General features: G+C 63.3%; 20 protein-coding genes. 12 read left to right on the top strand and 8 right to left on the bottom strand.

The features are described 5' to 3' along the window. The first annotated feature begins 78 nt into the window (after positions 1–78). Both HB375_RS16285 and HB375_RS16290 read left to right on the top strand, forming a co-directional pair. On the top strand, positions 79–1,008 hold the full coding sequence (locus HB375_RS16285; RefSeq protein ID WP_167674067.1) for a TSUP family transporter: 930 nt from the start codon (positions 79–81) through the stop codon (positions 1,006–1,008). Then, positions 1,005–1,766 carry a TIGR02186 family protein gene (locus tag HB375_RS16290; RefSeq protein ID WP_167674068.1) on the top strand — a complete coding sequence of 254 codons (762 nt, stop codon included), beginning with the start codon at positions 1,005–1,007 and terminating at the stop codon, positions 1,764–1,766. The genes HB375_RS16285 and HB375_RS16290 overlap by 4 nt, the downstream gene beginning before the upstream one ends. Before the next feature lie 3 nt (positions 1,767–1,769). On the opposite strand, the gene pdeM is transcribed toward HB375_RS16290, so the two are convergent. Together pdeM and HB375_RS16300 are read right to left on the bottom strand one after the other, a co-directional pair. After that, positions 1,770–2,471 carry a ligase-associated DNA damage response endonuclease PdeM gene (gene pdeM / locus HB375_RS16295; RefSeq protein WP_167674069.1) on the bottom strand — a complete coding sequence of 234 codons (702 nt, stop codon included), beginning with the start codon at positions 2,469–2,471 and terminating at the stop codon, positions 1,770–1,772. Continuing rightward, positions 2,468–4,996, bottom strand: coding sequence for a ligase-associated DNA damage response DEXH box helicase (locus HB375_RS16300; RefSeq protein WP_167674070.1), 2,529 nt, complete (start codon positions 4,994–4,996; stop codon positions 2,468–2,470). The genes pdeM and HB375_RS16300 overlap by 4 nt, the downstream gene beginning before the upstream one ends. 171 nt (positions 4,997–5,167) lie before the next feature. On the opposite strand from HB375_RS16300, the gene HB375_RS16305 reads away from it, so the two are divergent. Then, positions 5,168–5,989, top strand: a complete 822-nt coding sequence (locus HB375_RS16305; RefSeq protein WP_167674071.1) for an SDR family oxidoreductase — start codon at positions 5,168–5,170, stop codon at positions 5,987–5,989. A gap of 3 nt (positions 5,990–5,992) precedes the next feature. On the opposite strand, the gene HB375_RS16310 is transcribed toward HB375_RS16305, so the two are convergent. Beyond that, a complete protein-coding gene (locus HB375_RS16310; protein ID WP_167674072.1) occupies positions 5,993–6,922 on the bottom strand; it encodes a class I SAM-dependent DNA methyltransferase in 930 nt (309 codons plus the stop codon). 159 nt (positions 6,923–7,081) lie between these two features. Between HB375_RS16310 and HB375_RS16315 the strand changes: the two genes are divergently transcribed. The 5 genes from HB375_RS16315 to HB375_RS16335 all read left to right on the top strand — a co-directional run bounded on the left by HB375_RS16315 (position 7,082) and on the right by HB375_RS16335 (position 11,411). Then, complete coding sequence (locus tag HB375_RS16315) at positions 7,082–8,113, top strand: ligase-associated DNA damage response exonuclease (RefSeq protein WP_167674073.1); 1,032 nt, start codon at positions 7,082–7,084, stop codon at positions 8,111–8,113. Next, positions 8,110–9,837, top strand: coding sequence for a cisplatin damage response ATP-dependent DNA ligase (locus HB375_RS16320; protein WP_167674074.1), 1,728 nt, complete (start codon positions 8,110–8,112; stop codon positions 9,835–9,837). The genes HB375_RS16315 and HB375_RS16320 overlap by 4 nt, the downstream gene beginning before the upstream one ends. A gap of 2 nt (positions 9,838–9,839) precedes the next feature. Continuing rightward, complete coding sequence (locus HB375_RS16325; RefSeq protein ID WP_167674092.1) at positions 9,840–10,292, top strand: secondary thiamine-phosphate synthase enzyme YjbQ; 453 nt, start codon at positions 9,840–9,842, stop codon at positions 10,290–10,292. Positions 10,293–10,364: 72 nt separating this feature from the next. Continuing rightward, positions 10,365–11,075, top strand: a complete 711-nt coding sequence (locus HB375_RS16330; protein WP_167674093.1) for a response regulator — start codon at positions 10,365–10,367, stop codon at positions 11,073–11,075. A gap of 72 nt (positions 11,076–11,147) precedes the next feature. Next, a complete protein-coding gene (locus tag HB375_RS16335; RefSeq protein WP_167674075.1) occupies positions 11,148–11,411 on the top strand; it encodes a MafI family immunity protein in 264 nt (87 codons plus the stop codon). Between the two features lie 10 nt (positions 11,412–11,421). On the opposite strand, the gene HB375_RS16340 is transcribed toward HB375_RS16335, so the two are convergent. Then, complete coding sequence (locus tag HB375_RS16340; protein ID WP_167674076.1) at positions 11,422–12,363, bottom strand: alpha/beta hydrolase; 942 nt, start codon at positions 12,361–12,363, stop codon at positions 11,422–11,424. Between the two features lie 195 nt (positions 12,364–12,558). On the opposite strand from HB375_RS16340, the gene HB375_RS16345 reads away from it, so the two are divergent. Both HB375_RS16345 and HB375_RS16350 read left to right on the top strand, forming a co-directional pair. Beyond that, positions 12,559–12,819: a DUF6460 domain-containing protein gene (locus HB375_RS16345; RefSeq protein ID WP_167674077.1), complete on the top strand. Its 261-nt coding sequence runs from the start codon at positions 12,559–12,561 to the stop codon at positions 12,817–12,819. A 12-nt stretch (positions 12,820–12,831) separates the two neighbouring features. Further along, entirely contained in the window at positions 12,832–14,166 is a 1,335-nt protein-coding gene (locus HB375_RS16350) for an MATE family efflux transporter (protein WP_167674078.1), read from the top strand. On the opposite strand, the gene HB375_RS16355 is transcribed toward HB375_RS16350, so the two are convergent. Both HB375_RS16355 and HB375_RS16360 read right to left on the bottom strand, forming a co-directional pair. Next, positions 14,163–15,248: a quinone-dependent dihydroorotate dehydrogenase gene (locus HB375_RS16355; RefSeq protein WP_167674079.1), complete on the bottom strand. Its 1,086-nt coding sequence runs from the start codon at positions 15,246–15,248 to the stop codon at positions 14,163–14,165. The two genes, HB375_RS16350 and HB375_RS16355, sit on opposite strands and share 4 nt — an antisense overlap. A gap of 2 nt (positions 15,249–15,250) precedes the next feature. Further along, positions 15,251–15,589 (bottom strand): DUF952 domain-containing protein, encoded by a 339-nt coding sequence (locus HB375_RS16360; RefSeq protein ID WP_167674080.1) that lies wholly within the window; start codon positions 15,587–15,589, stop codon positions 15,251–15,253. A gap of 158 nt (positions 15,590–15,747) precedes the next feature. On the opposite strand from HB375_RS16360, the gene HB375_RS16365 reads away from it, so the two are divergent. Further along, a complete protein-coding gene (locus HB375_RS16365; protein WP_167674081.1) occupies positions 15,748–16,380 on the top strand; it encodes a S24 family peptidase in 633 nt (210 codons plus the stop codon). Positions 16,381–16,384: 4 nt separating this feature from the next. Here HB375_RS16365 and HB375_RS16370 read toward each other — a convergent pair whose 3' ends face one another. Then, a complete protein-coding gene (locus HB375_RS16370) occupies positions 16,385–18,109 on the bottom strand; it encodes a lysine--tRNA ligase (protein WP_167674082.1) in 1,725 nt (574 codons plus the stop codon). Positions 18,110–18,250: 141 nt separating this feature from the next. Continuing rightward, entirely contained in the window at positions 18,251–19,051 is an 801-nt protein-coding gene (locus HB375_RS16375) for a transporter substrate-binding domain-containing protein (RefSeq protein ID WP_246728544.1), read from the bottom strand. 108 nt (positions 19,052–19,159) lie between these two features. On the opposite strand from HB375_RS16375, the gene HB375_RS16380 reads away from it, so the two are divergent. Further along, positions 19,160–21,052: a glycosyltransferase gene (locus HB375_RS16380; RefSeq protein WP_167674084.1), complete on the top strand. Its 1,893-nt coding sequence runs from the start codon at positions 19,160–19,162 to the stop codon at positions 21,050–21,052. Positions 21,053–21,153: the final 101 nt, after the last annotated feature.

Below are 21,153 nucleotides of genomic sequence, written 5' to 3' on the forward strand. Positions count from 1 at the left end.
TCAGAACGGCAATTCTAAGGTCGCATTGAGCGACGCCATTAACGAGAACATGGCTGCACCGGCCATAGGGGAACCGGGGTGCAAATTTACCTGCCAATCGCTGAAATGCCCGTGAACGTTCTTCTCATCCTCGCGATGGGCGCGGCGGTCGGCTTCATTTCGGGCATGTTCGGCATCGGCGGCGGCTTTCTCATGACGCCGCTGTTGATCTTCCTCGGTATTCCGCCCGCAGTGGCTGTGGCCACCCAAACGGCTCAGATCGTCGCCTCCTCGACCACGAGCGTGCTTGGGGCCGTGCGGCGTAATGCGCTCGATCTCAAGCTTGGCTCCGTCATGGTCTTCGGCGGCTTGATCGGCTCGGTGCTCGGCGTCTGGTTCTTCGCCGCCGCCCGCCGGGCGGGCCAGCTCGATCTCGTCATCGTGGTGTCCTACGTGACGCTGTTCATGGTCGTCGGCGGCCTGATGTTGAAGGAAAGCGTTCGGGAATTCTGGACGAACCGCAATGGCGGCCCCACTCGTCCCCGGCGCCGCGGCGGGCAACACGCTCCTTATCTCTTCTGGCCGCTGCGGATGCGCTTTTACCGCTCCAAGCTCTACGGCAGCGTCATTCCAATTCTGGGCCTTGCCCTCTTCATCGGCTTTGCCGGTGCTCTCTTAGGTATCGGCGGCGGGTTCATCATGGTTCCCGCACTCCTTTACATCTTCCGCGTGCCCACTACCGTCGTAGTCGGGACGTCGCAATTTCAGATCATCTGCACGACGCTCGTGGCGCTTGTTCTCCACGCGGTGGCGAACCAGGCGGTCGATATCGTTCTGGCCCTTCTGCTCATCGTCGGCGGCGTGTTCGGCGCGCAGTTCGGCGCACGGGCCGGGCGCAATCTAAAGGCAGACCTCTTTCGATTCCTCCTGGCGGTCCTACTTCTGGCGGTCGGCCTGCGCTTCGCGCTGGAACTGACAGTGAAGCCGGAGGAGCGCTTCTCCATCGCAGTTCAGGAGACGCGCCCATGAGGATCGCTGCCGCGCTTCTGATCCTCCTCGGCCTCGCGACGCCCTCCATTGCCGAAACGCTGATTACGTCCCTGTCGAACCATCGCGTTCTCATCAACTCGAACTATACCGGCACGTCGATTGCCATTTTCGGGGCCATCGAGCGTGATGCGCAGACCGTCGCGCGCGCCTCAGGCTATGACGTCGTGGTCACGGTCCGCGGGCCGCGGCAATTTCTCGTGGTGCGCGAGAAGAGCCGGGTGGGACCCGTCTGGCTCAATCGCGAGCAGCAGAAATTTCCCATGGCCCCCGCCTATCTGAATGTTCTCGCATCGCGCCCCATTTCGGAGATCACGACCGATGCACTGCGCCAGCGCCAGAAGATCGGCCTTCACGCCATCATTGACGCACCGGACTTCACCAACGACCGCGGGCAGAGCGACGAGCGGTTCCGCGATGCGTTCCTTCGCCTGAAAGCCCGCGAGGGCCTTTATCTCGAAGACGAACGCGGCGCGACATTCCTGACGCCCAACATTTTCCGCGCGAGCATTTCACTCCCCGCTATCGCCCCGCCGGGGGGATACGACGTGGAAGTCGCGCTCTTTGCCGACACGGTTATCCTGGCCCGCACTCTCACGCATTTCGAGCTGGTCAAGACCGGATTCGAGCAGCGGGTCGGCGAAGCGGCCCGTGACTGGCGGCTGATCTACGGCCTGTTCACCGCGCTCATCGCCGTTTTTTTCGGCTGGACCGCAAGCGTCATCTTCCGGCGCGACTGAGGCTCAATCGTCGCAAAGCATCGACCGCGCAATGGCGAAGATGCGCTCGGTGCCGATGAGGTGCGCGGTGAACTCATCTGGAAAGTACGGCGTAAACGCCGCATCGCACACATTCAACCCGCCCGCATAAGCTCCGAGCGCGGGCATGATGCAGCGCACGCCATCGGTCACGAAGCACCGCCTGCGAGTCGCACGCCCACGCATCACCACCTTGCCCACGGGATGCAGATGTCCCGCAATCTCGGCTGCGCCATCTTCCTGCGGCTCGTGGCGCAGGGTGAAGGGGCCCAGCGTCATCTCCTCCACCACCTCGCCGCCGATGCTGTCTGGCAGATGATGGTCGTGGTTGCCGGTGACCCAGATCCACTCGCGCCCGTGCTGCACGCGCGCGAGCGTCGCGCGCTCCTCCTCGCCCAGCCGCCCCGGCCCGCCGATGTCGTGAAAACTGTCGCCGAGGGCGATGACACCGCGCGGATTGAAGCGGGCAACTGCCCGCGTCAGCGCCTTCAAGGTCTCACGGGTGTCGTACGGCGGCAGCATCATGCCACGCAGCGCGAAGGACGAACCTTTCTCGAAATGAAGATCGGCCACCAGCAACACGCCGTCATCGGGAAGGCACATCGCGCCGGTCAGGTCGAGCACCGCCGCGCGGTCTTGAAGCCCGATCTCGGTCGCCGTCTGTTTGATGAGGGGCAACGCCGTCACGCCAAAGCCTCGTCGAGAAGGGCCGCTTCCGCCTCGGCCAGAATATCGTCCGCATCGTCCCTATAGACGCGCTCGCGGCCGATCTCCAGCATGACGGACACGCTTAAAGGAGAAACCCGGTCGAGCGCCTTGTGAACGATTCGTCCCCGGATACGCCGAAGCAGCATACTCAAGCGTTTCACGTCGAGAAGCCCCGTTGCCGCATCCGCCCGCGCCGCGCGCAGCAGCACATGGTCCGGCTCATGCTTGCGCAGCATGTCATAGACGAGATCGGTGGAGATGGTGACCTGCCGTCCGGTCTTCTGCTGGCCCGGAAAGCGGCGCTCGATCAGCCCCGCGATCACTGCGCATTGGCGGAAGGTGCGCTTCATCAGGGTCGATTCCGCCAACCAATCCTCCAGGTCGTCGCCGAGCATGTCTTCCGCAAAGAGGTCGTCGAGAAACTCCGGCTCGCGCCCGACCCGCGCAGCGATGTCGCCCGCGCCCCAGATCGCGAGGCCGTAATCGTTGGCGACAAAGCCATGAGGCTTCAGCCGCGCACGCTCCAATCGGCGCGTCAAAAGCATCCCGAGCGTCTGATGCGCCAACCGTCCCTCGAAGGGAAAGCACGTCATGTAGAAGCGCCCGCCACGTGGAAAGGTCTCGACCAGAAGATCGTTGGCACCCGGTAGGACGGAGCGGCGGCGCTGCTGCAACAGCCATTCCGTCATCTGTGGCGGCAGGCGGTCCCACTCGAACGGATCAGCCAGGATCGCGCGCACCCGCGCGGCAAGGAAGGTCGAGAGCGGAAACTTGCCGCCTTCATAGGATGGAATCTTGGGATCGGTGCCCGCCGTCGCGCGCGTCACCAACACCTCGTCCTCGACAATTCCCTCGAACCGCAACACCTCGCCCGCGAAGAGAAAGGTGTCGCCGGGCGTCAGCGTCTCGGCGAAATATTCCTCGATGTCGCCGAGCACCCGGCCACGCGGCAGAACCGTGCCGGGCCGCGCGCGGGAGGCCCGACCAAGCCGCACCTTGATCATCGTCGCCTCAACGATGGTACCGACATTCAGGCGGTATTGCTGTGCGATGCGCGCATCGCGCACGCGCCACAGTCCATCCGCTCCTTTCACGATCTTGGCGAAGCGCTCATAAGCGCGAAGCGCATAGCCGCCCGTCGCGACGAAGGCGACGGAGGCCTCGAAATCCTCCCAGGTGAGCGACGCATAAGGTGCGGCCGAGCGGATTTCTTCATAGAGATCCTCAAGCCGAAAGGGATCGGCGCAGGCCATGCCGAGAATGTGCTGGCACAGCACATCGAGCGCGCCGATGCGCGCATCCGGCGTGTCCTGTGCAGCCTCATGCACCGCATCGAGCGCAGCGCGGCATTCAAGAATCTCGAAGCGGTTCGCAGGCACGAGATAGGCCTGCGAAGGCTCATCCATGCGGTGGTTGGAGCGACCGATGCGCTGCATGATGCGCGAGGCACCTTTCGGGGCTCCGACATTCACCACAAGGTCCACATCGCCCCAGTCGATGCCGAGATCGAGCGTCGCGGTGCACACGACAGCCTTCAGCTTGCCCGCCGTCATTGCATCCTCGACGCGCCGCCGCTGTGACACGTCGAGCGAGCCGTGATGAAGCGCGATGGCAAGGCCATCATCGTTGAGCTTCCAGAGTTCCTGAAAGGTGTATTCCACCTGCAGCCGCGTATTGACGAAAACCAGCGTCGTCCTGTGCGTGCGAATGAGATCGTAGATCGCCGGCATCGAAAGCGCTGCCGTGTGGCCTGCCAACGGCAGCGCCTCATCCAGCTCCAGCATGCGGATATCCGGCTCGGCTCCGCCCTGCACGACCACAAGATCGGCCATGGCGCTTTTACCCTCCCCTTGAAGGGCGGGTGAAGACCGTTGCGGCACGAGATAGCGCCGCAAATCGTCCGGCTCCCGCACCGTCGCGGAAAGCCCAACCGACGTCAGGTGCGGCGCGATTGTGAAGAGGCGCGCAAGATCGAGCGACAGCAGGTCGCCGCGCTTGGACGTGACGAGGGAGTGCAGCTCGTCCAGCACCACGCGGCGCAAGTCCTTGAACAGCTCGCCCGCCTCACGATGGGCGAGCAACAGTGCTAGTTGCTCCGGCGTCGTCAGAAGGATGTCCGGCGGGCTTTCGATCTGCCTTGCGCGCTTGTGGGCGGGAGTATCCCCGGTCCGGGTCTCGATGCGGACAGGCAGGGCCATTTCCCGCACCGGGGTTTCGAGATTGCGGGCGATGTCGGTTGCCAGCGTCTTGAGGGGCGAGACGTAAAGAGTGTGAAGAGAACGGCGCTTTCGGCCGGGTCGGCCATTTCCCGAAAGCTCGATAAGGCTCGGCAGAAACCCGGCGAGCGTCTTGCCCGCGCCCGTCGGCGCGACGAGCAGGACGGAGCGCCCCGCCCGCGCCTTCGCCAGAAGCTCGAGCTGATGCGTGCGCGGCTCCCAGCCGCGGCTTTCGAACCAGCGGCGGAAATCCGGGGGCAGGAGAGCGGTGGCGTCTGCTTTCGGCATGAAACGAGCATAAGCGCTCCCTCGCCGCTCGTCATGCCGGCTGGAACTTGTTACGCTCAAGGTGTGGATGCCGCCTGAGCGGGCTTGCACCATCCCTCGCCTTCATCTCAATGAAAATGTAGCCGGGCAACAATCCAGAGCTATCAGCCAAACCAAAAAGAAGTGACGCCAATGTCGCAGACATCTCAGCTCAAGAACGCCATCGCCATCGTCACGGGGGGCACCCAGGGCGTCGGAGAAACCATCGCCCGCACGCTCGCCGAGCGCGGCGCCGCCGGCCTCGTCATCTGCGGCCGCAATGCCGAGAAGGGCCAGGCGGTCGCCAAGGACATCACCGCGCAGGGCTGCCGCACGGAATATGTGCAGGCCGACCTCGCCAACATGGACGACGTCCGCCAGATCGCCAAGCGCGCCGACAAGACCTTCGGGCGGGTCGACGTGCTCGTGAATGCCGCCGGCATGACCGACCGCGGCACGGTCTTCGACACGAGCCCTGAGCTGTTTGACCGCATGTTCGCGGTGAACGTGCGCGCGCCCTTCTTCCTGATGCAGGACGCCGCCACCATCATGCGCCGTGAGAAGATCCAGGGCACCATGGTCAACATCCTGTCTATGTCGGCCCATGGCGGCCAGCCCTTCATTTCGGCCTATTGCGGCTCGAAAGGCGCGCTCGCCACGCTGACCAAGAACGCGGCCTTCAGCCTGATGCCCTGGCGCATCCGCGTGAACGGCCTCAACATCGGCTGGATGAACACGCCGGGCGAAGACCGTATCATGCGGACCTATCACAACGCCCAGGACGGTTGGCTTGACAACGCGGTCAAAAGCCAGCCCTTCGGCCGTTTGCTCGACCCGGCCGAGGTCGCCCGCGCCGTGGCCTTCCTGACGAGCGCTGAATCGGGCCTGATGACCGGCTCGATCATCGACTTCGACCAGTCGGTCCTTGGCTGCTGGGAATCGACCCCGCACCCGTCCCTGCCCTTCCAGAGCTAAATCCTAACGCTGAAGAACCGCGAGGAATCCGGGAACCGGGTTACCCCGGTCCTCGCGGGTCGAGGCCTCCTCGAAGAGGACGGTCTTGAACCCGACGCCTGCGGCGAGGCGAGAGAGCATTCCCTCGCCATGGGCGTAGCGGGAATCCGCTCCGAGAATGACGCCTTCACCCCGGTGCGCCTGCACGGTGAAGGCGAAAAGCCCGCCCGGCTTCAACACGCGGTGCGCCTCGCGAAAAACCGCATCGAGCGAGGCCATGTAGACGAAGACATCCGCCGCGACGACGAGATCGGCTTCCGCGCTTTCGCGACCGGCGAGGAACGCGGCCAACTCGTTCTCGTGCAGCCCGGCATAGAGACCCGTCTTGCGCGCCTGCTCCAGCATCTTCGGGGACAGATCGACCCCTTCGACGGATTCCATCCGCTTTTCCAGCGCCCGCGCCATGAGGCCTGTGCCGCAGCCGAGATCGAGGGTGAGGCCGAAGCGGTCGGCACGCCCTTTCGTCGCGCAGGCGCGACGCAGTGCATCGGCGACGAGCACCGGACCGCGATAGGCGAGCGTTTCCGTCAGGTGCTTGTCGAAGCGCGGCGCGTAATCGTCGAAGAGCGCCCGCACATAGCCATCAGTAACCGCGTGATCCGAAGCCATCGCTCCCAGTTTCACTAGATCAAGCCCGACGCCGAGCGCATCTTGAGGCTCAAGCTTCAGAGCTTGACGAAGCGCATCCGCCGCCTCGTCCCGCGCGCCCTGCTCCGCCAGCGACCGCCCGAGCAACGCGTGGGCGGGTGCGAAACGCGGCGCTAGCTCCAACACCTGCCGCGCCAGATCGGCCGCAGCCTCAAAGTCCTTCTCATCGAAGGCGGCGCGGGCATATTCGTAGCGGCGATCAGCTATGAGGTCGCCTGAGGATCGGAGGGTCGCGGTCAGCGCCATTCCCTTGGCAATGAGGCAGACGAAACAACCTGTCAACGACGCAAATGCAACACCAGCCCATTCATCACGGCGTTCCGCCCGAAAGCAGTGAGCGCAGCCGCGACGGACGCCACCGACCCTCGCTGAAATCGACGTCTTTTCATCCTATATTTTGAAACCATGGCGCTGCGCTCCACCGATATCCTGACCCTGACCTCGCAGGGGCTCTATTGCCCCCTCGGCGATTTTCACATCGATCCGGTCCGCCCGGTGCAGCGCGCGCTTATCACCCACGGCCATTCGGACCATGCGCGGGCGGGGCACAAATCGGTGCTCGCAACGCGGGAGACGCTGCTCATCATGGGCGAGCGCTACGGCGAAGGCTTTGCGGGCACCACGCAAGCCGCCGTTTTGCGGGAAGACATCCGCATCAAGGACGTGACCGTGCGCTTCAGCCCGGCGGGACACGTGCTGGGCTCGGCCCAGATCGTGCTTGAAGCAGGCGGCACCCGCATCGTCGTCTCCGGCGACTACAAGCGCGAGCAGGACCCCACCTGCCTTCCTTATGAGGTCGTGCCGTGCGACGTCTTCATTACCGAGGCGACCTTCGGCCTGCCGGTCTTCCGCCATCCCGACGCGCGAAGCGAGGTGCGAAAGCTTCTGAACTCCGTCGCCCTCTTTCCCGAGCGCACCCACATCGTCGGGGCCTACGCGCTTGGAAAGGCGCAGCGGGTCATCGGAATGCTGCGTGAGGAAGGCTACGGCGAGCCGATTTATCTCCACGGCGCGATGGAAAGTCTGACCGATCTCTACAAGAGCGAAGGCATTCCCCTTGGCGACACGCCAAAGGTCGGCAGCGCGGATCGCGCGCAATTCGCGGGCGCTATCGTCATTTGCCCGCCCACCTCCATTCAGGATCTCTGGTCGCGCCGTTTCCCGGATCCCGTCACCTGCTTCGCCTCCGGCTGGATGCGCGTGCGGGCCCGCGCGCGACAACGCGGCGTTGAGCTGCCGCTGGTCATCTCGGACCACGCCGATTGGGACGACCTGTGCCGGACGATCATTGAGACCGGCGCGGGCGAGGTATGGGTCACACATGGACAGGAGGATGCACTTGTTCATTGGTGCCGCCCGCATGGTATCGCTGCGCGGCCCTTGCACATGCTCGGCTATGGCGATGAAGCGGAAGAGGCGGAAGGAGCGGCCGCATGAACCGTTTCGCCGCCCTCCTCGACCGTCTGGTCTACGAGCCTGGCCGCAACGCGAAGCTCAGGCTGATGACGGATTACTTCCGTCACACGCCCGATCCTGATCGGGGCTATGCGCTCGCGGCTTTGACGAACGCACTCATGTTCAAGGAGGCCAAGCCCGGCCTGATCCGCGGTCTCGTGGAAGAGCGCACCGATCCGGTGCTGTTTCGCATGTCCTATCACTACGTGGGCGATCTCGCGGAGACGGCGGCGCTGATTTGGCCTACGCCGCACGTCTCCTCGCCGCAAGTGGGAGGAGAGGCGCTTCTCGGTCACAACAACCCGCCTTCGGTTCCGACCATCGCGGAAGTCGTCGAGGCACTCGCCACCACCGGCAAAAGCGAACTCCCCGCGCGCGTGGCATCGTGGCTCGATGCGCTCGATGAAACCGGGCGATGGGCACTGTTGAAATTGATCACGCGCGAGTTGCGTGTCGGTGTCTCGGCGCGGCTTGCAAAAACCGCCGTCGCGCAACTTGGGCAAATCGAGCCCGACGAGATCGAGCTGATCTGGCACGGACTGGAGCCGCCTTACGAGAACCTTTTCGCCTGGGTCGAAGGCCGGGCGGACAAGCCTGAATCCGGCAACCCTGCCCCCTTCCGCCCGCCGATGCTGGCGCATCCTCTGGAAGACGAAGACATGGCGAAGCTCAATGCCGCGGATTTCGTCGGCGAGTGGAAATGGGATGGCATCCGCCTGCAAGCTGTCGCAGGAATATCCGACCATGGACTCCCAGCGCGGCGCATCTATTCGCGCACCGGCGAGGATGTTTCTGCCGCCTTTCCCGATCTCGTCGAAGCACTCGATTTCGAAGCCGCCATCGACGGAGAATTACTGATCGTCCGCAACGGGCGCGTGCAGAGTTTCAACGTGCTGCAACAGCGCCTGAACCGCAAAGCGGTCACGGCCAAACTCATGAGCGAGTTTCCGGCCCACTTACGCGTTTACGACATTCTCACCGAATGCGACGAGGATCTGCGCGACCTGCCTTTCATGCAGCGCCGTGAGCGGCTCGAGACGCTGGTCGCGCGATTGAACCATCCGCGCATCGATCTTTCACCCATGGTGCCCTTCGCTTCGTGGGATGACTTGGCAGCCGCCCGCTCCGACCCCGCTTTCGTCGGCGCTGGCCTTGATGCGGACGCCATCGAAGGCTGCATGATCAAGCGCGCGGACAGTCCCTATCTGCCGGGGCGGCCCAAGGGCTATTGGTACAAGTGGAAGCGCGATCCTTATCTCGTCGACGCGGTCATGATGTATGGCCAGCGCGGGCACGGAAAGCGCTCGTCCTTCTATTCCGACTACACCTTCGGCGTCTGGCGCGATGGCCCGGAGGGCGAGGAACTCGTTCCCGTCGGCAAGGCTTATCATGGCTTCACGGACGAGGAATTGATGAAGCTCGACCGCTATGTCCGCAACCACACCGTCAACCACTTCGGGCCGGTGCGGGAGGTGGAATACGGCAAGGATCGCGGCCTCGTGCTGGAAGTGGCGTTCGAGGGATTGCAGCGCTCGACGAGGCATAAATCCGGCGTCGCCATGCGCTTCCCCCGCATCAACCGCATTCGCTGGGACAAGCCGCCCGCTGAGGCGGACCGGATCGAGACCCTGGAAAAGATCCTCGCACGCGGCGAGAAGGAAATTCACCCCTTGAAAGGCCAGCGAACGGAGGGCCGACAGTCATGACGATGCTGTCCGTCGACACCATTACCGAAGGCAGCGTGACACAGCAGGCCAACGGCCGGCTCTTCGTCGAAACGAAGGGGCCGGGCTTTGTCGACATTACCGAGGCCGTCTCCCGCTGGGTCTTCGGCACCGGCATCCTGCACGGCCTCCTCACGGTCTATTGCCGGCATACCTCGGCCTCTCTCCTGATCCAGGAAAACGCCGACCCAGACGTGCGCCAGGACCTGATGACCGCCTTCGACCGCCTCGCCCCCCGGGACAGCGACTACATCCACACCCTCGAGGGGCCGGACGACATGCCCTCCCATATCCGGACCATGTTGAGCGGCATCAGCATCGGCATTCCGGTCATGGAGGGGCAAATGGTGCTGGGGACCTGGCAGGGCCTCTATCTCGTCGAGCACCGGGATGCGCCGCATCGCCGCGAGATCGTCTTTCATCTGATCGGGGCGTGATCTTCCCTTGCGTCATGCAGTTGAAAGTAGAGTGTTCATGGCTTTCATCACAACCTTGCCATGTCGATAGGGATGCGGCTAAGGCTTTTGGGCTGCGTGGGAGAAGACCGAGTGCAAAGTCAAACCGCCACGATCATCATCGCTGACGACCACCCTCTGTTCCGCGGCGCGTTGCGGCAGGCCATCGCCTCAGTGATGCCGAAGGCCCGGGTGGTCGAGGCGAACGGCATGGACGAGCTGAACGCCACGCTCGGCCAGGAACGGGACGTCGACCTGATCCTCCTCGATCTGACGATGCCCGGCGTCCAGGGCTTTTCCGGCCTCCTGTCGCTGAGGGCCCAGCATCCCGAGCTTCCCGTCGTCATCGTCTCGGCGAACGAGGAAGCGACCGTCATCCGCCGCGCCATGGAATTCGGCGCTTCGGGCTTCATCCCGAAATCGGTCGATGTGGACAACATCGGCGGGGCTATCGAAGCGGTGCTCGCGGGCGACACCTGGACCCCGGCCGACGTGGACCTGACCGCCACTGAAGACAAGGAAGCCGCCGATCTGGTGCGCCGCCTCGGCACCCTCACCCCCCAGCAGGTCCGTGTGCTGACCATGCTCTCGGAGGGCCTGCTCAACAAGCAGATCGCCTATGAGCTGAGCGTCTCCGAGGCAACGGTGAAGGCCCATGTCTCGGCCATTCTCGACAAGCTCGGTGTCGACAGCCGCACGCAGGCCGTCATCGCCGCCGCCAAGATCGGCGTGACCCAGCGCCCCTCCGCCGCCAGCGCGGATTAGATCTGATCAGCCTTTTGGTTTCAGCCAGCAAGCTTTAAATCCACTCCGGTGTCGCAGAGGATGCTTTTCTCTATGATAGGCAACTTAGAAAACCGGATACGACATCTTGCGGCACGTTTCCGGAGCCGCCTGTCGTCAGACAGGCTCGATCAAGTGATTGACTATATCGATCACAACGAGTGTGGTCTCGCTCTGGAGATGTTATGTGACTTTCTCGAGGACGAGGAAGTCACTATTGTGGTCGAGGAATACGACGAGATTATTCATCTAGCCGGGGCGATGCGGCTGGATCAATCGTCCGGTCGCTATGCCGATCTCCACCGGCGTCAAGGTTGAGATACCTCGGTCAAAGTCCCTCGATAAAACCATCGATCCGCGACAGCGCCTGTTCCGACAGGGCGCTGTCGAAGCGGATGAACACGTGGCAGCCGCCCGGCCAGACGGCGAGGTCCGTCTTGTTGCCACAGGACGCCCAGCGCGTCGCCATAAACAGGGTGTCGTCCATCAAAAGGTCCTGCGTGCCGACTGAGAACAGCGCGGGCGGCAGGCCCGTCAGGTCCGCGTAGAGCGGCGAGATCTCGGGGCTGCGGCGGTCGCGGTCAGGCCCGCAGAAATTGTCGGTGAAGTAGCGGACGTCGCTGGTGTTCAGAATGAGCCGCTCAGCTCCCCAACGCACGACGCTCGGCGTCAGGGACAGGTCGTAGCAGCCCGCAAAAAGGTTCGCGCCCCGGAAGGGCTTGAGGCCGTGCTTGTCCCGCAGGCGCAGGATGGTCACAGCGGAGAGGTGCGCGCCCGCCGACTCGCCGCCGATGAACAGGCGCGACGTGCCGAAGCGGCTTTCCATTTCCCGGATCACCCACAAAGCCGCCGCCTCGCAATCGTCAGGGCCTGCGGGGAACGGGTCCTCCGGCGCGAGCCGGTATTCGACGGAGACGACAGCCAGGCCACAGCGCTCGGCCAGACGGTCGAGCCAGGGGTCCTGCTCGTCGGCCGTGCCCCAGGTCCAGCCGCCGCCATGGATATGAAAATAGACGCCGCGCGGATTGTCCGGTGCGATGATGCGCAGGGGAATCGGGCCGCCAGGCCCGTCGATGGTGAAGACCTTCGCCCGCGTGCTCTCCTGCATCAGCGGAAACGGCCCCAAACCCTGGCGGCGGCGCTCACGCACCAAAGCGGGCGGCACTGACGACGGATCCGGCAGCTTCGAGAGCTTCGCCACGATATCGGCGTTTTGCGCGCGGATTTCATCGCTGATGGCCGAAGGGTCGAAGAGGGCGGGGTCGATCATGGAAGTCTCGGTCAGGTTGCATTCATCGTCTGCCCTTGCGATGAAGCACACAGGACAGCCAAGGTCCAGCCGACCTTAGGGGCATTTTCCGGCGAAGTGGATACCGGTTCGCCGAAGGAAAATGCGGCAAGACAAAGAGCAAGATCCGATCCCGTCGGATCGGATCTTGATCGAGACGAGGGCAAGGACGCGATAATGTCGAACATGAATCGGTTTCTCGGTGGGTCGCCGGGCTCGGTGCTCGCCAAGCTGATCTTTCTGTCGCTTCTGGTCGGAGCCTTTATGGCGTTTCTCGGCCTGACGCCGTTCGGGCTGATCGAAGGCGTCATGAACTGGGTCCGCTCGGTGTTGAACCTCAGCCTGGATACGGTGAGGGAAGTCGGCCTGTGGATCGTCTATGGCGCGATCATTGTCGTGCCGATCTGGCTGCTCACCCGCCTTTTCAGCCAGCGCTAACACGAGGCCCCCATGCACGGCTCCAATCCGCTCCGCCGCATCGAGATCAGCCATCGGCGCATGCTGATGCTGGCACTGCCCATGACCCTGTCGCATGTGACGACGCCGCTGCTCGGCCTCGTCGACGCGACGGTGATCGGGCGGCTAGGCGAAGCGCATCTGCTCGGCGCAGTGGCACTCGGGGCCGTCATCTTCGACTTCGTGTTCTGGAGCTTCGGCTCGCTGCGCATGGCGACGGCGGGCCTGACCGCACAGGCGACCGGCGCAGGCGATGCGCATCAGGTCGATTGCACGCTCGCCCGCGCGCTTCTCGTCGCGGCTGTGATCGGCCTTCTGCTGGTGCTGCTGCAATGGCCGATCGCACTCATCGCGTTTCCGCTCGTGGGCGCGAGCGAGGCCGTGACGGACGCGCTTTCGACCTACTTCTTCCTGCGCATCTGGTCCGCGCCGTTCGCACTTGCGAACTACGTCATCCTCGGCTCGACCCTTGGGCGCGGACGTACCGATCTCGGACTACTTCTGCAGGTCGCGATTAATCTAGCCAACATCGCGCTCACGGCGACGCTCGTGCTCGTCTTTCACTATGGCGTTGCGGGCGCAGCCATCGGCACCGCGATTGCGGAAGTGATCGGCGTCGGGCTCGGCATCGTGGTGCTCCGCCGCCTCGGCTCGAACCCGTTTGCGGTCACCCTGAAAGAGGTTCTGGACCGCGCCGCGATGATGCGAACCATGGCGGTCAACCGCGACATCATGATCCGCAATGTGGCGCTCATTCTGGTCTTCACGATTTTCAGCGCGCTTGGCGCACGCAACGGCGACGTGACGCTGGCGGCGAATGCCGTGCTCTACAACATGTTCCTGATCGGCGGTTATTTCCTCGACGGCTTCGCCACCGCTGCCGAAACGCTCTGCGGCCAGAGCGTCGGCGCGCGGGACGAGCGCGCCTTTCGTCAGTCCATTTCGCTCAGCGTGGGCTGGAGCGTGGGCTTCGGGCTTGCGATTACCGCCATCTTCCTCGTCGGAGGCGGTCTTTTCATCGACTTCGTCACGACCAACCCGGATGTGCGTGCCTATGCTCGCGATTACTTGGTCTTTGCCGCGCTGACCCCGCTCGTCGGCGCTTGCGCCTTCGCCTACGACGGCATCTACACGGGCGCGACCTGGACCAAGGCTATGCGCGATTTGATGGTGGTTGCCTTTGCGGTCTTCGCGCTCATCCTTTTTGCGATCAGCAACCTCGGCAATGTCGCCCTATGGATGGCGATGCTCGCCTTCCTCGGCTCGCGCGGCATCGGCCAGGCCGTGCTCTGTCCCCGCCTGACGCGACGGACGTTCGCCGCTGCTTAGAACCGGCCTTCCGCAATCGCAGCGGCGTCCCGACCGACAGCCTGTGCGAGCGTGGTCTTCTCACGTTCGAGAGTACGCAGAAGGCCACTCTTGATGTCGCTCACGAGCCCCGGCCCCTTGTAAACGAGCGCGGAGTAGAGCTGCACAAGGCTGGCGCCTGCACGGATCTTTGCCCATGCTGCTTCAGCAGAATCGACGCCGCCTACGCCGATGAGCGGCAGGCGACCTTGAACACGTAAAAAGGTCTCCGCAAGAACTTTGGTCGAAGGCGCGAAGAGCGGCTTCCCCGAAAGGCCGCCGGTTTCTTTCGCGAGCGTCTTCTCCTTGAGACTGTCGGGCCGCGCAATCGTCGTATTGGACACGGTCAATCCGTCGATGCCGCACTTCAACGCGGTCGCGACGATGGCGTCGAGCGTCTCCAGCGAAATGTCGGGTGCGATCTTCAGGAGGATGGCCGTTTTCTTGCGCCCCTCATCCGCCTTGTCGCGCGCCTCGATGCCACGTGCCAGCAGGTCATCGAGAAACGCCTCGCCCTGCAGATCGCGCAGGCCCGGCGTGTTCGGTGAGGACACGTTAATGGTGAGGAAATCGACGAGGCCGCATAACTGCGCGATGCACAAGGCATAGTCGCCGATGCGATCCGTCGAGTCCTTGTTGGCTCCAATGTTGACGCCGACGATGCCGGGGCGTCCTTGGCGTTGAATCAGCCGCCGCCGTGCGGCGTCGAGCCCCTCGCTGTTTAGACCGAAGCGGTTGATGATCGCTTCATCCTGCACCAACCGGAAAAGGCGCGGGCGCGGATTACCCGGCTGCGGGCGCGGCACGACGCCTCCGAGTTCGACGAAGCCGAAGCCGAGCGACAGCAGTTGATCCGGCACTTCGCATTGCTTGTCCAAGCCTGCTGCAAGACCGACCGGGTTCGGAAAATGTAAGCCCAGACAATCAACCGCAAGGCGAGCACCGTCTTTGGGCGGAACCTTCGCTGGCAGGAGCGACAATCCCTTGATGGTGAGGTGATGCGCCGTCTCGGGATCAAGCGCGTGCAGCACGGGTTTTGCGAAGGGAAAGAGATTGCCGATCACGTTCAAAGCTCCGGAAAAACATGGCGGCCATCCGCGCCGAGCGGCAGCGGCTTCACCCACAGCACGGCGGATAGCGGAAGCGTCCCGTAAAGATGCGGAAACAGATCGCCACCGCGCGACGGCTCGTATCGCAACGCATCGCCAAGTTTGTCCGCGTCGATTGCGATCAGCAGAAGTTGAATCTGCCCGGCAAAATGTCGCGCGGCAGTTTCATGCACCTGTTTTTCCGTTGAAAAATGGAGGTACCCATCTTGAATATCGATGGGTGCTCCAGCAAAGAAGCCGACCTTTTCAGCATCCTGCCAGAGGGATTCCGGGCAGATTTTGTAGATAACGTGCATAGCCAAGCTGAGTAGACGGGTGCTTGAAGGGGTGCAACAGGAATATGGGCTTGTTGACGCAGCGGAAGTAGCCGCTTGCCTGAGTCATAGAACAACCTTAATTCCTAGTCATAGTTTCGGGTTCAGGACGTTTTTCGCATCCTGCGAAGGTTCATAACATGTTGTCTCACGACCGCGTCTGGGCTGCTATCGATGCATTGGCCGCACGCCACGGCATGACCGCATCGGGGCTGGCTCGCAAGGCTGGTCTCGACGCGACGAGCTTCAATAAATCCAAGCGCACAAGTCCCGAGGGACGGGATCGCTGGCCCTCGACGGAATCCATTGCGAAGATCCTGCGCGCCACCGGCGCGACGCTCGAAGATTTCCTGCGCCTCGTCGAACCGTCGGGTTCGCTGCGTCGTTCCATGATCCCGCTGGTCGGTCTGGCGCAGGCGGGGGCGGGCAAGCTCTTCACCGAAGAGGGGCTACCGGTTGGCGGCCCTGGCTGGGACGAGATCGATTTTCCGGATTTCGGACAGGAGAAGGTGTTCGCGCTGGAAGTGTCCGGCGACTCCATGGCTCCCCTCTACCGCGACGGCGACATCCTCATCCTGTCGCCGACCGCGAACATGCGCAAAGGGGATCGCGTGGTGGTCCGCACCACGAACGGGGACGTGTTAGCGAGGGAGTTGAAGCGCCGCTCCGCCAAGGCGCTCGAACTCGGCCCCCTCACCAAGGACCACGAGGATCGCACGATCCCCGCAGAAGAGGTGTCCTGGGTCGCGAAGGTGATGTGGGCGCGCCAGTAACGTTTTAAGCCGCGCGCCCTTCCTTCGTTTTCAGAAAGGCCTCGTGCTCCTGCACGAGCTTGCCGGAGAGCGCCTTCTCGATCAGCGCGCGTGTTTCCTTCACGCCGTAGAGTGCAGCAAACGAGCCGAAGCGCGGCCCGCGCTGTTCGCCGAGCAGCACCTGATAAATCGTGTTGAACCACTCGATGGACACGCCCGGACGCTCAGGCGTCGCGCCCTTCGCCTTGAGATCCTGATAGCGCGGCTCGGCGCGGCCGACATTGTAGATCTCGTCCTGGATTGCTTCCGCCGTAGCGGTGCGCGCATCCGCTTCGAAGGCGGCAAGCACATCGGCGAGGCGGCGTAGCGACGCTGCTTCCACCTCATCCGGCAGACGATAGGTCTTCTGCGGCTTCACGAAATCCTCGAAGTAACGCACCGCGCGCTTCACGAGGCTGTCGAGGCGCGGATGCGTCTCAGGCGAAACGCCCGGTGCATAGCGCCGGATGAAGCCCCACAGCACAGCCGGATCTTCCGAGTTCGCCACGGCGACGAGGTTGAGCAGCATCGAGAACGAGATCGTCGTGCCACCCTGCCCGCTCGACGACACCAGCTCCGCCGCCGGCGGATTGCCGGCATGGAGATGCCAGACGGGGTTGATGAGCCGCGCCTTGATGTCCTGCGCTGGATACTTTTCCAGGAACGTCAGATAGTCGTCGACCTGACGCGGAATGACGTCGAAGTGCAGCTTCTTCGCCTCGCGCGGCTTGTTGAACATGAACAGCGCGAGGCTGTCCGACGTGCCGTAGGTCAGCCACTCGTCGATGGTCAGGCCGTTGCCCTTGGATTTGGAGATCTTCTGGCCCTTCTCGTCGAGGAAGAGCTCGTAGTTAAACCCTTCCGGCGACTGGCCGCCGAGCGCCTTCGCGATTTCGCCCGAGAGCTTCACGCTGTCGATCAGGTCCTTGCCGGCCATCTCGTAATCGACGCCGAGCGCGACCCAGCGCATGGCCCAGTCGGGCTTCCATTGCAGCTTCGCATGACCACCGGTGACGGGCGTCTCAAAGCGCTCCCCAGTTTCCGGATCGCGCCACACGATGGTGCCCGCGTCGAGCTTGCGCTCGTCGATCGGCACCTGCATCACAATGCCAGTCTTCGGGTGGATCGGCAGGAACGGCGAATAGGATTGCTGACGCTCTTCGCGCAGCGACGGCAGCATGATCGCCATCACCGCATCGTAGCGCTCAAGCACCGTCAGCAGCGTCTTGTCGAAGAGCCCCGCCTTGTAACACTCGGTCGCCGACTTGAATTCATAGTCGAAACCGAAGGCGTCGAGGAATTCACGCAAGCGCGCGTTGTTGTGGTGCGCGAAGCTCTCATAGAGGCCAAACGGGTCCGGCACCTGCGTCAGAGCCTTGCCGAGGGAAGCGGCCAGAAGCTCCTTGTTCGGCACGTTGTCCGGCACCTTGCGCAGGCCGTCCATGTCGTCGGAGAACGCAAAGAGGCGAGTCGGAATGGTGTCGCCGGTGAGCACGCGGAAGGCGTGCCGCACCATGCTCGTGCGGGCGACCTCACCAAAGGTGCCGATATGCGGTAGGCCCGACGGACCGTAGCCGGTCTCGAACAGCGCCTCCTTCTTGCCGGTCCGTTTGAGCCGCTCGACGAGCTTGCGCGCCTCCTCGAACGGCCAGGCCGTAGCGGTTTGAGCAGCTTCAATCAGGGCGGGGTCAAGGGACAGCTTTTGAGACATCGGACCAGTCAGGTTAGGGAAGCGCGGCACACTAAAGCATGATCCGGAAAAGGGGAATCCGGTTTTCCGACAACATGACGCCCAAACAGGGCGATAAGGCGGATGCGATGACGCAGGCTCCCCGCGCCACCGCCCCGCCGCTCAAAAAGGGCTGACGGGGAAAAAACGCAAGTACAGCTCGGTGTATTTTCCCTCTTTCCAGAGCTGCTGGAGGGCATAATCGAGGGCGCGGCGCAGGGTTTCGTCGTCCTTGCGGACCACGAAGCCGATCCCCTCCCCGAAGAAGCGGCTCTCCAGATAAGGGCCGCCCGTCAGCTCGCAGCAATCGGCCGCCTCCTCGCCGCCCACCCAGAGAGCGAGGCTCAGGCTATCCGCGAAGAGGTAATCGATCTCTCTTGCCTTCAGGGCCGCCTCGACCTCCGGGAGGTCCGAGAACGGCTTCAACGTCGCCATCGGCATGAAGGCCTTGGCAAAGGCCTCATGGGCCGTGCCGCCGATGACGCCGACGGTCCTGCCCTTGAGAGCCGCAGCGCTCGGCGCGGGCAGGTTGCGATCCTTACGCGCGATGAAGCGGGCGGGAATCTTGAAATAAGCGCCGGTGCTCGCAAAGCGGTCCCGCAATCCTGCATTGACTGGAACGGCAGCCGCGACCACGTCCCCCTGCTTGTTGGCAAGTGCGTCGAGCAACGTGTCGAAACGGCGGACCTGAATGGTGCAGGTCAGACTCAGCCGGTCGCACGCGGCGCGCGCCAGTTCCACCGAAAACCCGGTCGGATTGCCGTCAGGCCCGGCAAAGTGAAGCGGGGGAAACTCGTCGTCGGTCAAAAACCGGACATTGCGCAGGCCTGCCAGATCCGGCCGCTCGAGTTGCACGCGCGGATCCCAGAAATTCGGGATCGCCACGGCCTGCGTCGCGCCTTTGCCTGGAAGGCAGATGGCCATTGCCACCGCAACGAAAGCCGTCGGCCACGCCTTTCGTAGGGACTTGATCCGCCCCGCAAAGCACGCAAGAACTGAAATATTATTTCGCATTCCAGAGACCGAGTTCGTTTGAGTTCCGCCCTTCACAACGCGCTTCTGCCTACCGATTTGGGTCTAGTGGAGGACCAAGCGGCGTCAACCGGCCGCCAAGCGCCCCTTGCCCTTGAGGTCGGGTTTCTCGCGCGGCACGGTTATTCCTCCGGCAATCTGCGGGACGCGACCACGTTCGCGGGACTTACCGGAACCCCGGTCGACGAGTTCTTGCTGAAATACAGCCTGATCGACGAAACCGCGTTTTATCGCGCGCTTGCGGCGGAACTGTCGGTCCCCTTTCTGTCCGTGCCACACCTTTCGCCCAAGGCTCGCTATCCGGACAGCATTTTGACGGGAATGGCACCCTTGGCAGGCGGCGGTTTCGTCCTTGCTCCCCGCGGCCCGGCTATTGTTCATCTGCTGAAGAACCGCCGTGCACCCGGCGGACCGCTCGCCATTGCGACGCCCTCCTCTTTCACCAGGGCCGTTTTCCGGGATCGCGCCAAGGCCATCGCTCATCACGCCTCGAACGCCCTGCCCGACCGGAAGCCGCATCTCTCAAACAGGGACGGACTCACCACATCACAAATCGCGGCCCTGTCGGCCCTGGCGCTGTTGGCCTCATTCGTCGGTGTCTCGGCGCCGGCTATCGCTCTTCACGGCCTCGCCTTGTCCATGGCGCTGCTTTTCCTCGGCATGGTTGTGTTGAGGCTCGCGGCTTCGCTACTGCACAACCCTATCGAGCCCGCCGCGCTCCCCCCCAGGGTCGATGACGCGGATCTGCCCGTGTACAGGATCATCGCAGCGCTCTACCGCGAGAAGAATGTCGCGGCAAAGCTCGTCGCGGCGCTCATGCGGCTCGATTATCCGCGAGCGAAACTCGATGTGAAACTCGTGCTCGAGGCCGACGACAAGGAAACATTGAATGCCCTGACAGCGACCGGGCTGCCGGGCTTCATGGAGATCATCATCGCGCCGCCCGGTTATCCGCGCACGAAGCCACGCGCGCTCAACGTGGCTTTGTCGCTGGCGCGCGGCGCTTTCACCGTCATCTACGATGCCGAAGATGTGCCGGAATCCGGCCAGTTGCGTCTGGCCGTCGCGTCCTTCGCCGCACAGCCGCCGGACGTCGTCTGCCTGCAGGCGCGCCTCACCATCGACAACACGGATGATTCCTGGCTGACGCGCCTGTTCACGATCGAATACGCGGCTTTGTTCGACGTGCTCAATCCCGGCCTCGCCGAAATCGGTTGCCCGATCACACTCGGCGGCACATCGAATCATTTTCGTACGGCGACGCTGAAAGAACTCGGTGGCTGGGACGCGTGGAATGTGACGGAAGATGCAGATCTCGGCATCCGGTTGGCCCGCTTTGGATATCGCGTCGCCGACCTGCCATCGTCCACCTGGGAGGAGGCGCCCAGTACGCTGAAAGCGTGGATGCATCAACGGACGCGCTGGATGAAAGGCTACATGCAGACCTGCATCAGCCATTCGCGAAGGCCCCACCAGACGCTGTCAGAGCTGGGGCTCTGGCGATTCTACGGAGCTGTCGTCGTCACCCTGGGCACGGTGTTGAGTGCGTTGGGCTATCCGTTTTTCACGGCGGCCTTTCTGTTGTTGAGTACGAGCGTTCCCACCGACAGCATTGCGAGCGCGTGGCTCGCCGGAAGTCGGACGCTGTTCGTCCTTGGCGCACTGGCGATGGTTGCTCCCGCGCTCCTCGCGCTTCGCCGCCGAGGGCTGATCCAGCTTGCTCCGTGGGTGCTGGCCTTGCCGGCTTATTACCTTTTGGTCAGCGTGGCGTGCTGGCGGGGATTATGGGACCTCGTTTTCCGTCCATTTTGGTGGTCGAAGACGTTTCATGGCTTGGGTCGGACGTCGCGGTTTAGAAGCACCAGGCGAGGGGAGCGAGGATCAGGGCGTTGAAGAGGGTGGGTCCGAAGTGTTGCCAGAGGAGCGCGCCGGTTGCGATGAGGCAGAGGGCTGCGGCGGCGGCCAGGGCTGCGGCGGCTTTGTGGTTCGGGTTT

This window comes from Microvirga terricola (assembly GCF_011777495.1).
Lineage (GTDB): Bacteria > Pseudomonadota > Alphaproteobacteria > Rhizobiales > Beijerinckiaceae > Microvirga > Microvirga terricola.

Coding starts and splice junctions, on each gene's coding strand:
- HB375_RS16290 (WP_167674068.1), top strand. CDS start 1,005: ATGAGGATCGCTGCCGCGCTTCTGATCCTCCTCGGCCTCGCGACGCCC.
- HB375_RS16300 (WP_167674070.1), bottom strand. CDS start 4,996: ATGCCGAAAGCAGACGCCACCGCTCTCCTGCCCCCGGATTTCCGCCGC.
- HB375_RS16305 (WP_167674071.1), top strand. CDS start 5,168: ATGTCGCAGACATCTCAGCTCAAGAACGCCATCGCCATCGTCACGGGG.
- HB375_RS16310 (WP_167674072.1), bottom strand. CDS start 6,922: ATGGCGCTGACCGCGACCCTCCGATCCTCAGGCGACCTCATAGCTGAT.
- HB375_RS16315 (WP_167674073.1), top strand. CDS start 7,082: ATGGCGCTGCGCTCCACCGATATCCTGACCCTGACCTCGCAGGGGCTC.
- HB375_RS16320 (WP_167674074.1), top strand. CDS start 8,110: ATGAACCGTTTCGCCGCCCTCCTCGACCGTCTGGTCTACGAGCCTGGC.
- HB375_RS16325 (WP_167674092.1), top strand. CDS start 9,840: ATGCTGTCCGTCGACACCATTACCGAAGGCAGCGTGACACAGCAGGCC.
- HB375_RS16330 (WP_167674093.1), top strand. CDS start 10,365: ATGCGGCTAAGGCTTTTGGGCTGCGTGGGAGAAGACCGAGTGCAAAGT.
- HB375_RS16335 (WP_167674075.1), top strand. CDS start 11,148: ATGATAGGCAACTTAGAAAACCGGATACGACATCTTGCGGCACGTTTC.
- HB375_RS16340 (WP_167674076.1), bottom strand. CDS start 12,363: ATGATCGACCCCGCCCTCTTCGACCCTTCGGCCATCAGCGATGAAATC.
- HB375_RS16345 (WP_167674077.1), top strand. CDS start 12,559: ATGTCGAACATGAATCGGTTTCTCGGTGGGTCGCCGGGCTCGGTGCTC.
- HB375_RS16350 (WP_167674078.1), top strand. CDS start 12,832: ATGCACGGCTCCAATCCGCTCCGCCGCATCGAGATCAGCCATCGGCGC.
- HB375_RS16360 (WP_167674080.1), bottom strand. CDS start 15,589: ATGCACGTTATCTACAAAATCTGCCCGGAATCCCTCTGGCAGGATGCT.
- HB375_RS16365 (WP_167674081.1), top strand. CDS start 15,748: ATGTTGTCTCACGACCGCGTCTGGGCTGCTATCGATGCATTGGCCGCA.
- HB375_RS16370 (WP_167674082.1), bottom strand. CDS start 18,109: ATGTCTCAAAAGCTGTCCCTTGACCCCGCCCTGATTGAAGCTGCTCAA.
- HB375_RS16375 (WP_246728544.1), bottom strand. CDS start 19,051: ATGGCCATCTGCCTTCCAGGCAAAGGCGCGACGCAGGCCGTGGCGATC.